This is a genomic window from Petrocella atlantisensis, from assembly GCF_900538275.1.
GTDB classification, from domain to species: domain Bacteria; phylum Bacillota; class Clostridia; order Lachnospirales; family Vallitaleaceae; genus Petrocella; species Petrocella atlantisensis.
This window is the reverse complement of sequence record NZ_LR130778.1, coordinates 1394984-1409841: the sequence shown is the minus strand read 5'-3', so window position 1 is coordinate 1409841 and position 14858 is coordinate 1394984. Positions and strand designations below refer to the sequence as shown.

The following is a 14858-nucleotide window of genomic DNA, read 5'->3' as shown; positions in this document are numbered from 1 at the left end:
GGGTGACAATGGTTCAGATATTATCAGTTTTTACAATTCTGTTTGCAATTGGTTTATATATGATTCTTGCTGACTTAGTTAAGTTGCCAACAAGAAGAGCAACAAAGGCTATTGCTACAGTGGATAAAAGAGAAAAGAAAAAGTCTAAGAACTTAGATGTATTTATTAATGAAGTATCAATGAAAGTTGGAAAATTTATTAAGCTGACAGACTACAGTAAGCGAAAGTTAACAGCCACCTTAAAGTCAGCAGGTATAAAGATATCACCAGAAGCTTATATTGCAAGGGCATGGGTAAAGGCAGGAATGACACTAATATTTGTTGTACCTGCTTTACTAATATTTCCGTTACTTTTTCCAGTTATAACTTTTCTAGCGATAGCAATATATTTCAAGGAGATTAGAAGTGCAGAAGAAGCATTAAAGGAAAAAAGAGAGGATATTGAATATGAGTTGCCAAGGTTTGTAGCAACGCTCACACAGGAATTTAAAGCCAGTAGAAATGTGGTATCCATATTTGAAACTTATAAAGTTAATGCTGGTCCAAGCTTTAAGAACGAACTGGAAATTACAGTTGCGGATATGAAATCAGGAAGCTATGAATCAGCAATAACAAGATTTGAAGCGAGAATAGGTAGCTCAAGTCTGTCAGATATAACTAGAGGATTAATTGGTGTGCTTAGAGGTGATGATGGTGTAGTTTACTTTCAAATGTTAACTCATGACTTAAAACAGATGGAGATCCAACGACTTAAAACATTAGCAATGAAACGACCAGGTAAAATACGAAAGTATTCCTTTGCTATGTTGTTCTGTTTCATGCTGATGTACCTATCTGTAATGTTTATAGAGATTATCAGTACACTTGGAAGTATGTTCTAGATTGGAGGTGGAGAAATGCAAAGGATCATAAAAATATTAAAGGATAAACGTGGTGAAGGTTACATTGATGTTGTGGTTATTCTACTAGTAGCATTATTAGTCATAGCTCTTGGAATGAAAGTCTTTCCAGTGTTTATAGCGAAGAATGAACTGGGTACATTTGCCAATGAGTTGGCAAGGGTAGCGGAGATTGAAGGAAGAATTGGAAGTGCTACGAACATAAAAGCACATGAGCTTGAATCATTGATGGATATTGATCCAAGTATATCATGGTCAACATCTGGAAGGGTTCAGCTAAATGATGAGTTTACTGTAATTGTCACAACAGAAGTGGACATTGGATTCTTTGAATTTGGTTCTTTTCCAATCACTCTGACAGCTAAATCATCGGGGAGGTCGGAGGTGTATTGGAAGTGATCAAATTATTGAAGAATAAAGATGGAAATGTAGCAATACAGGCAGTCGTTGTTGTGCTTGTATTTCTGCTTGTATTTTCTGTAGTCAGTGAATATCTAAGATTACAGATGATAGCTCAAGGTGTTAGAGATGCAGTTCAGTCAGCTGTTATTTCAGTAGCAACAGAGAATTATGATGAAGTTTATAATGGACTTAGAGAAGGCTATTCAGGTGGTTATACGTTGTATGATGACATTTGGGTGAGTCGAATTGATGAAGGTGCTGTGATGAGTGAATTAACCCTATTATTAGGGCTTAACTTTGGTCAGAAGTATGCAGGAGGAGAACTAGAGTATGAGTTGACTGATTTGGATGTGACTATTCTTAATGCACCTTTAGCACCTTCAATTAATAATGACCGCTTTGAATCAGAAATATATTTGACTTTAACGGTTCCCATATCTTTTGGATGGGAACAAGTACCGGATATGGAGATTCGATTGAAGGTAAATGCAGGGTATACACCTAAGTTTTGACGAGATATAGACAATTAATTAATTATCTGATAACGTTTAAATAATTAAGAAGATGAATAAGATTATTGATGTTATAGATTATGTTCGAGGAGGAACGAGAGATGAAAAAGATAAATATGAAAATGAAGCAGTACAGCATTTTAACATTATTAGTGGTTATAAGTATTGTCCTAGTTGGATTGATTTATTCAACAGGTCAGAAAAAAGATGAACATCAATTAGTTGGAACTGAAAATCAAGCGGATGATCTGATGGTGGATGAGATTGATTATGTGGTTGATGAACCAAAGGATTCTACTAAAGATAGTGAGGATCAAAGCCCATTTATAAAAGTTGAAAATATTTTCGTTGATGATCAGTATGTAAGTCCAGAGGTAAATGTAGAATCGATTAATATTGAAGAAGATAGCAATACAGAGATAAGTTTAGTGGATATTGAAGAAGTTGACGTGCCAATATCTGAAGAACCTGAAAAACCCAACTTAACACCACCAGAAGTGGTTCCAGAAACAAAAGATGATTTAACTGATCCTGACAAAGTACCAGAGTATGATGAAGAAGAGACGACATATACTCCTGAACCAGAGGCAGAAGAAGTTGCAGACGAAGTTAGAGGTACTAATTTAGTTCCGGATTCCGAGAATCCATTTTTACAGGATGATATTCCAAGTAATGGAAATATGGGTGAGATGATGGGAAAAGATTACGATGAAGGTGCTCCTTCTGGAGAAGGGGATAAATTTTAGAAACTTAATAATAGATTGAATAATAAGCGACTTCGTAAGGATGAAGTCGCTTTCTTTATGGAGGAAATCAATATGAAAAGGACGATGTTATTGGTATTAATGATAATACTAATTATCTCATCGGTCTCAGTTTATGCAGATGATAATGCTGATACAGGTGAAGGAGAAACAGGAGATGCGCTTGAAAATAAAGGGTTTTATAGAACATCTGAATACATGTATAAAGTATCAGTATATGTTGGATTGTCTGACTCAGCAGATGAATTTGCGAGTCTTACGTCTAATTGGCAACTAATCGGGAATCAACCACTGTATGTTAAACCTGCAACTTTCAGTATACCTAGTGGGACAATAGGCAGTTATGGAACTAAAGTAAATTATATGAATGGACAATCTTTGAATCCAATAGAAATTGACCAATATATGACAGATGATCCACCACCAATTCCAATAACTCATGGTGGAAATATTGAAGCAGTAAAATCATATTTTGGAGATACAAACACATTAAATTTGCTAATAAATAATTTTGCAGCTCAAGCAGGAATGAGTAAAGAAAATCTTGTATCGAGCATAACTTTTGACATTAATGGTGAATCAGTATCAGGTGATCCAGAAAGAATCTTACCTGAAAAAGTAGGTGGAGAATACCAAAACGAAGTAGCGTGGCTTGTTGTATACGAACCAGTTGTATTAACTCACTTAAAAGATAGATCAACAATATTAGCATTCACAGCCACAGAATACGCCTTAGCCCAAAAGCTAGGGTACTTTAATTTTAGAGGTGGAGATGATGGTCAATATGTTTCAGGCATGACACATTCAGATCTTCCAAATTCTGTTTTTCTAGAAGAGAGTTGGTTTGGTTATCCAGTGACACCCGCATTGGCAGATAATGTTTATTGGGATTTAGATAGAATAATCAGTGGTGGTGGTTGGGGGATGAGAATCTTACGTCCAAATTCTGAAGAAGTGGAAGAAAATGATACAACCTACGATTATGATTATCGTGTAGATACAGATGTAATAACGTCGGTTCGTATTTTTGCTGATGAAGATGTTACACCTGATAATCGCCATATAAGTGATTATTATTATGATCATCCAATAGAGAATACAGCTACAGTCATTATGTCGGCAAATGGTTACTCTAAAAGTACAGAAGTAGTTATTCCGGAAGGCGGATCACAACTAGTTTGGATAAAATGGCATACCCCTGTGACACCATCAATAGTGGACATTCAAGTGCAAGTAATTGGTAATTCAGCGGCTAAGATTGATGGTGATTACAGATCAGCTACTATTACAGGTAATGTAATGGATCTTAATGAAAATGTACCACCAAATCCAACAGCCAATGATACAAATGATGGTTTCACTATACCTAGTTTACCTGTTGAAGCTGATAAAAGCATTGCAGAATGGGGGATATTCGATGCAGAATGGGACTCTGATTGGGTTTGGTATTCAGATTGGGAATGGGAAAGTGATTGGCAGTATGTACCAAGATATCAATGGTTTAATACTTCAACAGGATGGCAGTTTTTGTATATAGGTCATTACTGGGAAGATCACGGTGGTTGGGAAGACAACGGTGAATGGAAAGATGAAGGTGAATGGGTTTATGATTACACCTCGTTTTATGCATCGCTTTCAGCATCTATGAGCCTTGTTCCAGATGGACAAGTACCAACAGCCGAAGGTGATACGATGAAGTCCGGTTATGGTGTAAATATTTCTGTTGAGTCTAACGTTTATAGTAATGCACCGGAAAATCATATCACATATGTTCAGAATGCTATTACACATTTTCCAGAGTTCGAGTATCTGACATATTGTAGATTACTTGATATGACTGGATATGGTGATTTTGAGTTCCAGGAGAATAAGTATTCAACTTATAATAATCGGACTCATTTCACACCGATTTGGTATCCTGATGCTCCTTATATAGTGTATACATCAATTATTGATATGTGGACACCGGACGGTATGTTAAGAATGAATTTATCAGATTTAGTTAACATTAACGGTAACTTATATGAGGACTGGCACATTGCACCATTAGAAAATTAGGAGAGTGATTTTATGGCAATAGATCCAGCAACGTTAAAAGTAGTAGCTAAAGTTGCAACAACAGCATTATCAGATGAGAAAGGAAGGCGGGCTATCTTAATAGCTTGCCTTATTCCTTTTATCATCATTCTATTGGTGCTATCATCACCTTTTGCAATATTCTTTGCCTTATTAGGTGGTCATGACGAGCAGATATCAGTGGTTAGTGCTCTATATGAAATGAAAGAGGAATTTCAATACAACATCCAGTTAGAGCAAGAGGATACAACCGTAGATGAGGTCATAACGATCATCATGGGGAGTGAAGATGGCACATTGATTGATAATTCAGAAGATGTTCTTATAGCTTATGCAGTTAAGTATAATGTAACTGAAGAAAATTCAGAGCAGATGGCAATTTTATCAGAAGATCAAGTGGGAAAACTAAGACAAGTATTTCAGGATATGAACATTGTAACAGTCACATCGGAAACAACTTCAGAGGATATTGAGGTGACAATTCTTAATGAAGAGGGTGAATCAGTTACTGAAACACAAACAATAAGTACAATTACGAAAACTATTCATATGGATTGTTTAACAGCAGAAGAAATCGGTGTGATTTATGGATTTGATGAAACACAAACATTGATGATAGCTGAAATGCGTCGTAGTGGTTATGGTGTTTTACTTGCAACCAGTGATGTGAAAACATTCTTAACACGAGCTGAGATTGATGAAATTAAAAGCCATATCCCAGAAGGTGTAGAGCTTGAAGGGGAACTTTTTGCCACCATGGCGGAAAGTATCGTTGGACAAGTTAATTACTTTTGGGGTGGGAAAAGTGTGGCTATCGGTTGGGATAATCGATGGGGAACAGATATGGAAGTGACATCTGTAGGGAGTACAACGACTGGAACAATAAGACCTTTTGGACTCGACTGTTCAGGCTATGTGACATGGATATTTGCTAACATGGGTTTACCTGTAGAAACAATCGGACATGGTGTTACAGCACAGTGGAATCATTCAACAAGTATACCTGAAAGTATTGTTGAACCCGGAGATCTAGCTATACTTGCAGTGCCTTATACAAGAAAAGTGAATCACATCGGTATTGTAGTAGGAATAGATGAAGAAGGTAAGATTTTAGTTGCACACTGTACATCAGGTGCTAATAATATCGTTATAACAACAGCGGAAAGTACTGGGTTTATACATTTTAGAAGACCAGCAGTGCTGATGGACTAAGGAGGAGAAATATGAGTCAAATAGTACCAATTATAATGATTTTGATATGTTGTGGTGGCGGAGCAGGTGCTTTGTTTTATATGAAAAATAATAACACAAAGAATGTAGATGCTAAATCACAGCAAGAGTTAACAGCACAAGAATTTATTAATGTGAAGGATATACATGATAAATTTTTATATACAAGGGATGGACAAGTCATTGCTTATTTGAAGATTAATCCCATAAGCATTGACTTGTTTTCTGATATGGAGAAGGAACAGATTTGTAGAGTTTTAACAGCGGAACTTTCGAATATTCAGAAACCATTTAAGTTTCTGGCAGTATCAAGACCAGTCGATATTACACCGTTGATTAATGAGTATACTGCTTTACTAGCAGAAACTACAGATCAAAGGCAGAAAGAGCTGCTTAGAAATGAAATGATGGTCATGAGTAACTATGCAGTTTCTGGTGAAGTAGTTGAGAGACAGTTTTATATTATGTTATGGACAAGGTTTAGAACAGGGATTGAACAGGATCTGCAAAAAGAATGCCGGGAGTTTTGTAATAAGTTCGAGAGTGCAAATATTGGGTGCGACATTATTAAAGAACATGAGATTGTTAGATTGTGTAATCTGATTAATAACCCAGCTTATACTTATTTAGAACAGGAATAGTATTTCAAAAACCTAAATTACAAGGTTTAGGATATATGTTGATGCCGAGTAAAAGGGCTTATTAGTGATGGTTTTGTATGTGGTCTGGGCTCAATAAATCATAATATTTATCGCTTTTGTCAAAAGCAAATGAACTATCAAATAAATACTAAACCATACATATTTGGACAGGTCTATTAATAAGTAAAAAGCTTTGCACAAGATTTTTTTGAAGTACCTCACTTTTCATGGTGTAGCTATCGAATACATTAGTATAAAAATAAAAACATATCTCAAGGAGGAACAAAAATGAAAAAAATGATGATCGTACTTTTAATGGCTTTAGTTCTTATTAGTAATTATGGTTTCGCTAATGCACAGGAAGCGCCTGAAAAGGTTATTTTGCAAGAAGCTGACTTGGTAGATGACGAAAATGTAGATGACGAAAATGTAGATGACGAAGATGTAGATGACGAAGATGTAGATGACGAAGATGTAGACGACGAAAATGTAGATGACGAAGATGTAGATGACGAAGATAACGACGATGAAGATGAAACAGAAAACGAATATGAAGATCGGATGAATAATTTCAGATATGAAAGAAAATTGAATGAAGAAGAAGAAGGACTTCGAGAACTATTGGAAGAGTTAATGGATGATGAAGATGTAAATGAAGATGATCTGATTAGTTTAGAAAGTCAAATCGAAGAACTAGAAAAACAAGCTGCGGAATTAAGGGCTCAACTTAGACAGTTAATACAAGGTAAGTACAGCCAAGCAGAATTGGATGAATTAGAGATAATAAAAGATGAAATAGAAGAGGATGATGATGTTAAAGCTCTTGATGTCGATTCAATCATAACAAATGGCAATTTATTTAAGTTTGATACACCACCAGTTATCAAAGATGGGAGAACTTTAGTGCCAGTAAGAGCAATATCAGAAGGATTTCAAGCAGATGTGATATGGATTCAAGAAGAACAAAAAGTTATCATTACAAAAGGAGACAAGACCATAGAGTTAGTTCTTGATGAGGAGAAAGCAACAGTTAATGGTCAGGTGGTAGAACTGGATACAGAGGCAATAATCATGAATAGCCGTACTATGGTGCCATTACGATTTGTCGGGGAAGCATTAGGCGTTACAATACAATGGAATGCACTGGACAGAACTATTGAAATTATAGATGAAACGATTGTTGTACCTGCAAGTACAGAGGTTAATGAACCAGTACCTACACTATAATAGAGGTCTAAAACATTATGAAGATGTTTGAATTTACTAATTACATACCAAAATTAGTTGACCCATCCATTGCTTTGGATGGGTCAACTAAAGAACACTGTAAGAATGTTATGATTTATGCAGAAAGGTTAGGTCGCTCTTTAGGTTATTTGGATATTGAAAAACTGAAATACGCAGCATACTTTCACGATATTGGTAAGCTGAACATTCCTGAAGAGATATTAAGTAAACCTTCAAAACTTACAGAAGAAGAATATGAGATTATAAAGAAACATCCCCAAATAGGCTATGAATACTTGAATGGAATAGGCGTTGAGGAAATTCAAGATACTGCTCTATACCACCATGAAAGAATGGATGGTGAAGGTTATCCCATGGGCTTTTACGGTGATCAAATCCCTGTTGAGGCTAGGATTGTAGCTATAGCAGATGTATATGATGCTTTAACATCTGATAGACCATATAGAGAAGCGATGTGCCACGAAGATGCAATCAGATTGATGAAAAATGACAAAGGGGCTTTTGATCAAAAGTATTTGGTTTGCTTTATTAACACCTTTGAATATGATATGATTGAATAGTATATTCCTGTGAGAAGTGTACTATGCCAACAATTATTCAAAGGAGGATTCTATGAAGAATGATATCATTAATCGGCTAAATACAGTTAGAGAATCATCCCTTGAATTGAATTCTTTTATTGATGAATCCAGATATTTCATTGCGTCGGAAGTGGCAAAAGTAGTCAAAAGATATGTGAACCCCACGGATGATGAATTTTTAACTGTTGGGATGATGGCTTACCATGAGGCAATTAAGAGCTATAATGTAGAACGAGGTACATTTTATGCCTATGCGGGATTAGTTATAAAAAGACGGATAATTGATGAAATTAGAAAGACAAACTCACAGAAGCAATATGATGATTTCAATTGCGATGACAATGAAATGATACCTCAGTCGATAAATAAACATTATGATGATGAATTGCAGATGGACCGTATTGCCGCAATTAGAGTATTCAATCAAGAACTTGAGTTATATGACATTGAGTTCAGTGTATTGGAGAAAAAAACTCCGAAAAACAGTAAAAATAAGCATTTATTTCAGGATATGGCAAGATATATATTTAATAATTTGTCCTTAAGAGAAGCAATGATTAGAAAAAAAAAATTGCCGATACAAGAATTATGTCATGTGTTTGATGTGAATAGGAAAAAAATTGAACGAAAAAGAATATATATTATTGCATGTACATTGATTTTAGATGAAAAGTATGACAGCATCAATATGTATGTGAAAAAGGAGGTGAGCAAATGAAAGCTATTGTATTTGAAGTGGTTGGTAAAAAGGCTAGAGTAATGACTGAAGATGGAGCTTTTCAGACGATTAATATTAGGAGCAAAAAGTATTCATGCGGTGAAGAGATTGAGTTGGAAGGGTTGTTTTCACAATCCCTTAAAAACTATAAACAATTAGTATATCAATTGCTCATCTCAGGTAACCAATCGAGGTTGAGATTCGCAGTCATAACTTTTGCTTTATTGATTACGATTATATCCGGTCCTTTAGTCATGCACATTGATCAATCAATTATTGATGGTTATATTAATATTGATATTAACCCAAGTGTACAACTAGCTTATAATAGAAGTGGTAGTATTATTGAGCAAGTACCATTAAACGAAGATGGTCAGGAACTTTTGTTGGAAATTGATTTGAATGGCCTGAAGATTGCGGAAGCAATTGATGAAGTTATAAATACGGCGAGAGCAAAAGCCTATATCTCTATGGAAAAAGATAATGGTATTATTATTTCTATTACAGAAATAAAAAGAAGATTCGAGTTAGGTTCTCTCTTAGATACGCTTGATGATAAGTATGGTCATGATAGTAAAATGATTTTTCAGGTTATGCTAACGAACGAGGAAGAATTTAATAAATCATCTGATGAGGGTATGTCTCCGGGGTTGTATATTGCAAGACAAAAGGCAATGGCTACTGGAAAAATCAATAATTTGAATGATAGTATAAGTACTTACGATTTGATAAATAATATGATTGATTTGCCAATTGATAAAAAGACAGATGAAACTGATTTACAAGAAGAAAAGAGTTATCCAGAAATCAAGAAGGAATCAGAAGAAGGTAAAGAACCAGAAGTGAATGAGGAACCGGAAGTAAATGAGGAACCAGAAGTGAATGAGGAACCAGAAGTGAATGAGGAACCAGAAGTAAATGAGGAACCAGAAGTAAATGAGGAACCAGAAGTAAATGAGGAACCAGAAGTGAACGAGGAACCAGAAGTAAATGAGGAACCAGAAGTGAATGAGGAACCAGAAGTCGATGAGGAACCAGAAGTGAATGAGGAACCAGAAGTCGATGAGGAACCAGAAGTGAATGAGGAACCAGAAGTCGATGAGGAACCAGAAGTGAATGAGGAACCAGAAGTAAATGAGGAACCAGAAGTAAATGAGGAACCAGAAGTGAACGAGGAACCAGAAGTAAATGAGGAACCAGAAGTGAATGAGGAACCAGAAGTCGATGAGGAACCAGAAGTCGATTAGAGCCCAATATAACTAACCAGAAACAATGAATCACCTTGTAGTTTATAGAGGTATGTTGCTTGTAGGAAAGATACTTGTGGTTTACTTGAAAAGTAAAGGGACTTTATTTGCATGACGAAGTTTCAAAAATATTGTAATCATCATAAGAGTTACCGAATTAAAACTTAAATACCTGTACTATAACGCCGTTTTACTCGGTAATATATTCATCTACTTCTTCAGGTAAAACTAATAATTAACTTAAAAACACTAACAATTCATCTGACAAGAAATAAGAAAACATAGGAAGCACTTCACTATTAATGTGAGGTGCTTCTTAATATTATAGGAGGAACATAAATGAAAAGTGAAAAACACAATTTAACAAGAACTAATAATTCATTATTAAACATCATCTCCCCAATGGGACTTGAAATAAAAAGAAATAGTATGGTTGTAGGTGAGAACACAGGACGTATCTACGGAATAGTCAAATATCCACAAAAGGTAGATTATGGCTGGCTATCTAAGATTACTAATATCCCAGGAACGGTCGTTGGAGTTACATTCATCCCAATTGACAATGGTGAATTCATATCTGGTCTATCAAGAAGTATTATCCAACACAGAGGTAATGCAGAATCAGCAAAAGACCCTCTAGCACAACAAAGAGCTGAAAAGGCTGCAATTGATGGTGAAAAGATTATGCTTCAAATCGATCAAATGGGTGAAACAGTTGGAACAATGATTATTTCAGTAATGGCTACTGCAAGAGAAGAATCTAACTTCAATAAAATCTGTCGAAAAGCAGAGAGTGTTATTGCAACCAATAAATGTAAAATACGCATCATGGCCAACCTTCAGGAACAAGCTTTTAAAAGCTTATCTCCATACCACACTGTTGATGAAGCAGTGGAAGAAGTATTAAAGCGAATTATTCCAATGAGTACTTTTGTAGGTGGTTTTCCATTTTCATCAAGTGGATACAATGATGGTACCGGTTATTATTTTGGAAGAGATAACGGTGGTGGTTTGGTCGTGCTTGATCCATGGAAACGTGGCAATGATCGAACGAATACCAACTTTACCATTATGGGTGTGGCTGGCGTGGGTAAGTCCACTGTTGTAAAACACATAGCACTTGCAGAATACATGAAAGGTACAAAAATCATATTTATCGATCCAGAACGCGAGTACCGAGAACTAACAGAGAATCTCGGTGGTGATTGGATTAATGCAGGTGGTGGAAGCAATGGTAAAATCAATCCATTACAGATAAGACCAACACCGGTTGATGATGAAGATAGCTTCTATAAGGATGATGAACTTGGTATGGGAGATATGGCGATTTATATTAAGAATTTGGAAATTTTCTTGAGTCTATATTTACCTTCGCTGACCGACAAACATAAAGCATTAATTAAAGCTGCAATCATCGAACTTTATAATAAGTTTAATATTTATTGGGATACCGATATTAATATCTTATCCAATGAAGACTTTCCAATATTTTCTGACTTACATAAATTAATCCTACAGAAATTTAAAGATGAAGAGAAGAAAGGGAACATACAGAAAGCAAATGAATATGAAGAATTAGCGTTACTATTACAAGACATTGCGCTTGGTAGTGACGCTTTTTTATGGAATGGACATAGTACCATTCAAACTAATTCAAGATGTATTTGTTTAGATACCCATGATCTTCAAAATACTGGTGATAACATTAAAAGAACTCAGTATTTTAACTTGTTGACATGGTGTTGGCAACAAATGAGTTGTGACCGGACTGAACCTGTTTTATTAATTTGCGACGAAGCGTATTTAATGATTGATCCAAATGTTCCGCAGTCATTAGTGTTTCTTCGAAATGTTGAAAAGAGATCTAGAAAGTATGAGGCAGGAGTCGCTATTATCTCTCATTCAGTGGTAGATTTTCTTGACCCAAGAATCAAGATGTATGGTCAAGCTTTATTAGATATTCCCTGTTTTAAAATACTGATGGGTTGCGATGGCCAGAACTTACAAGAAACAAAGACATTATATAATCTAACAGATGCAGAAGAACAGTTGCTTGCACAGAAGAAAAGAGGAAATGCTTTGGTAATGATTGGATCAAAGCGCCTGCATGTAAACTTTGAAATACCGGATTATAAGTTTAAGTATATGGGAACAGCTGGAGGTAGATAAAGCTAGGAGGATAAAACGTGAAGAAAAAATTAGTTATAGAAATGGTTATTTATGCCGTGATCGTTGTCATCGGCATTATTTTAATGTTTACATATCAACCTGAAGAACACGAAATTGTGATTCAAAAAGACTATGAGATTGAGTGGAATGGAGGTGATGATTAATGCTACTTTATATTTCAAGTAATGAGAACATTGGAATATTTGACTTCCTTGCTGATGAGCAAGGAATGATTATTAAGAAGTTTAATGGTAGCTTTCAATTGAAGCAATTTGTTATTCATGATATGAGAAGCTTAACTCACTATGCATTTCTTGCTATTGATCTCACTGCACTACGAGATATAGAAGATGAAATCATTGAAGCAATTATGGCATTTAAAAGCATGTATACCTCTAGAGTGATATTTTATGTGGATAAGGTTGAAGGAAATGAACAACTTATTGGACAACTTATGGAACAAGGCATCTATAATATTGTGGTTTCAGACCATGTTGAAATTCAGAAAGAGAAGATAAGAAAAGCAACGGGCTCATTAGGTATGAGTAAACGGGACACATTGAACCTATTAAATCAAGAAGATAGTAGTCTAAATAACTTCAGACCGGATTATAGGTTTTTACAAAAAGAGGTGAAGGTTGCATTGACTGGAGTCATGAGTAGGGTAGGAACAACAACAATGGCATTTAATCTCTGTCATTTTTTATCAGGACTAGGAGCTAAAGCTTGTTATGTTGAAGCAAATGGAAGTCACCATCTAGCTAAGATTATTGAGGGTGCACAGAATACGATAACTAAGGGGGATACAACGATTCATAATGGAATCTGTTTTATGGATTTGTACGGGGAAAGTGATGAAGAGTTTGATTTCATTATCTATGATATGGGCGTTGTAGAATCGAAGGTTGTTGGAGCTATTAAAAATAAATGTGATGTAGGTATTTTATGCGGAACAGCTAAACCATATGAACAAGATGCCTATATAAAAGTAAATCAGTTGTTTGATGGAATACAAGTATATAGAATATTCTCATTTGTTCATGAAGCAGAACACCGAAAAGTTACAGAAGAATACGGTGAAGGTTATTTTAGTGATTACACACCAAGTTTATTTGATTCAGAAAAAAATAGTGATATGTGGATGCAGATATTGAATATATTTATTGTAAGAAATACAGGAATAGGGAGGATATACGAATGACAAACAAAGGTAAAATGATTGAATCGATTTATGCAGCAAGCTTGACTAAGAGGGCTACACTTGTGATCTTTTATTTGATTAATAGAGCTAATCAGGAGTTAACCTGTTTTCCAAGTGTTGGAACGATTGCAAAAGAATGTAATATGAGTACTAGAACAGTTCAAAGAGCTTTGAATGATCTTGAAGAAGCTGGCATTCTTGAGAGGGAAAGTCGGTTTCACGAGAGAGGTGGGCAGAAATCTAATTTTTACAAATTACAAGCTATAGAAAATATTGTTAGTAAAAAAGATTTAACTGAATTTGATTTTGAAGATTATGTAAATAGTCATAAGGAAATAGAAGAGAAAACGTTTATTCAAGCTAATAATGAATCAGTAAGTGACGTAGTAAAATCTGAAGAAATAACAATTTCAGATGTATCTCTGAGTGGAAAAACATCTCGAAAAATGGTTAAATTAAAGATAGACAAAAGTTTTAATTCAATAAAAACTAGTATTTATAGATTCTGTCAGGGGGTCTACGACAGGTTTTCATCCCTTGAATTATAAAACCTAATCAGGGATATTGATAAAAAATATATGTTAATTAGAAATAAGAAGTGGAGAAAAAAATTAAGGTTTTAACTGTACGTACAATTGGACAGATAAAGTGGTATGATTATGTTGGTACATTATATTTATCATGGCTATTTACTGTGTTCAAAATCGAAGTACATTTTATTAGTTGAAAGTGTAGAGAAAAGCATTCAGCTGCGTTTATAAAGATTAATCACAAGATCTTGTGAAAAATATACATAAGTAGATATTAATTTCTTGTGTTTACATTTGTTAAGGGTTATAATTTTATCATGTGTAACAGTACGAATAATTGGACTCATCAATTATGAATAGCGAGGGATAATATGAAGATTAGCTACAAAAATTTATGGTTTAAATTATTAGAACAAGATATTAAGAAAAGTGATTTTCGAGAACTGACGGGATTATCAGCGGGTACAATTACTAAACTGAATAAAAATGAATCTGTATCTTTACCAGTGTTGATCACCATATGTGAAGTTCTGAAATGTGACATCGGTGATATCTGTTCAGTAGTAGATGATGAGTCAAAGTAAGGTTAATCAATTATTTGATGAGGGAATAATAGAATCTTGATATGATGGGAGAAATG

At 34.9% G+C, this 14858-nt stretch carries 16 protein-coding genes; all 16 read left to right on the top strand.

Features of this window, described 5'->3' with window-relative positions; genetic code table 11:
- The first annotated feature begins 8 nt into the window (after positions 1-8).
- The 16 genes from PATL70BA_RS06570 (at position 9) to PATL70BA_RS06500 (ending at position 14802) form a co-directional block, all read left to right on the top strand.
- Complete coding sequence (locus tag PATL70BA_RS06570; protein WP_125136627.1) at positions 9-881, top strand: secretion protein F; 873 nt, start codon at positions 9-11, stop codon at positions 879-881.
- 15 nt (positions 882-896) lie between these two features.
- Positions 897-1298: a DUF4320 family protein gene (locus PATL70BA_RS06565; protein ID WP_330510277.1), complete on the top strand. Its 402-nt coding sequence runs from the start codon at positions 897-899 to the stop codon at positions 1296-1298.
- A complete protein-coding gene (locus PATL70BA_RS06560) occupies positions 1295-1813 on the top strand; it encodes a hypothetical protein (RefSeq protein WP_243115980.1) in 519 nt (172 codons plus the stop codon). The genes PATL70BA_RS06565 and PATL70BA_RS06560 overlap by 4 nt, the downstream gene beginning before the upstream one ends.
- Before the next feature lie 101 nt (positions 1814-1914).
- The gene (locus tag PATL70BA_RS06555; RefSeq protein ID WP_125136625.1) at positions 1915-2559 is read left to right on the top strand and encodes a hypothetical protein; all 645 of its coding nucleotides are present in this window, start codon (positions 1915-1917) and stop codon (positions 2557-2559) included.
- A gap of 72 nt (positions 2560-2631) precedes the next feature.
- Complete coding sequence (locus PATL70BA_RS06550; protein ID WP_125136624.1) at positions 2632-4635, top strand: hypothetical protein; 2004 nt, start codon at positions 2632-2634, stop codon at positions 4633-4635.
- A 12-nt stretch (positions 4636-4647) separates the two neighbouring features.
- Positions 4648-5865 carry a C40 family peptidase gene (locus tag PATL70BA_RS06545; RefSeq protein WP_125136623.1) on the top strand — a complete coding sequence of 406 codons (1218 nt, stop codon included), beginning with the start codon at positions 4648-4650 and terminating at the stop codon, positions 5863-5865.
- An 11-nt stretch (positions 5866-5876) separates the two neighbouring features.
- Complete coding sequence (locus PATL70BA_RS06540; protein WP_125136622.1) at positions 5877-6524, top strand: hypothetical protein; 648 nt, start codon at positions 5877-5879, stop codon at positions 6522-6524.
- A 288-nt stretch (positions 6525-6812) separates the two neighbouring features.
- Complete coding sequence (locus tag PATL70BA_RS06535) at positions 6813-7751, top strand: copper amine oxidase N-terminal domain-containing protein (RefSeq protein WP_125136621.1); 939 nt, start codon at positions 6813-6815, stop codon at positions 7749-7751.
- Positions 7752-7768: 17 nt separating this feature from the next.
- Positions 7769-8332 carry an HD-GYP domain-containing protein gene (locus PATL70BA_RS06530; protein WP_125136620.1) on the top strand — a complete coding sequence of 188 codons (564 nt, stop codon included), beginning with the start codon at positions 7769-7771 and terminating at the stop codon, positions 8330-8332.
- A gap of 52 nt (positions 8333-8384) precedes the next feature.
- Positions 8385-9071, top strand: coding sequence for a sigma factor (locus PATL70BA_RS06525; RefSeq protein WP_125136619.1), 687 nt, complete (start codon positions 8385-8387; stop codon positions 9069-9071).
- On the top strand, positions 9068-10318 hold the full coding sequence (locus PATL70BA_RS06520) for an anti-sigma factor domain-containing protein (RefSeq protein ID WP_125136618.1): 1251 nt from the start codon (positions 9068-9070) through the stop codon (positions 10316-10318). The genes PATL70BA_RS06525 and PATL70BA_RS06520 overlap by 4 nt, the downstream gene beginning before the upstream one ends.
- 339 nt (positions 10319-10657) lie before the next feature.
- Positions 10658-12487, top strand: coding sequence for a VirB4 family type IV secretion system protein (locus PATL70BA_RS06515; RefSeq protein ID WP_125136617.1), 1830 nt, complete (start codon positions 10658-10660; stop codon positions 12485-12487).
- A 17-nt stretch (positions 12488-12504) separates the two neighbouring features.
- Positions 12505-12651: a hypothetical protein gene (locus tag PATL70BA_RS16235; protein WP_172596140.1), complete on the top strand. Its 147-nt coding sequence runs from the start codon at positions 12505-12507 to the stop codon at positions 12649-12651.
- A complete protein-coding gene (locus PATL70BA_RS06510; RefSeq protein ID WP_125136616.1) occupies positions 12651-13688 on the top strand; it encodes a hypothetical protein in 1038 nt (345 codons plus the stop codon). The genes PATL70BA_RS16235 and PATL70BA_RS06510 overlap by 1 nt, the downstream gene beginning before the upstream one ends.
- Positions 13685-14236, top strand: a complete 552-nt coding sequence (locus PATL70BA_RS06505) for a helix-turn-helix domain-containing protein (protein ID WP_125136615.1) — start codon at positions 13685-13687, stop codon at positions 14234-14236. The genes PATL70BA_RS06510 and PATL70BA_RS06505 overlap by 4 nt, the downstream gene beginning before the upstream one ends.
- 353 nt (positions 14237-14589) lie before the next feature.
- On the top strand, positions 14590-14802 hold the full coding sequence (locus tag PATL70BA_RS06500) for a helix-turn-helix domain-containing protein (protein WP_125136614.1): 213 nt from the start codon (positions 14590-14592) through the stop codon (positions 14800-14802).
- Positions 14803-14858 lie beyond the last annotated feature (56 nt).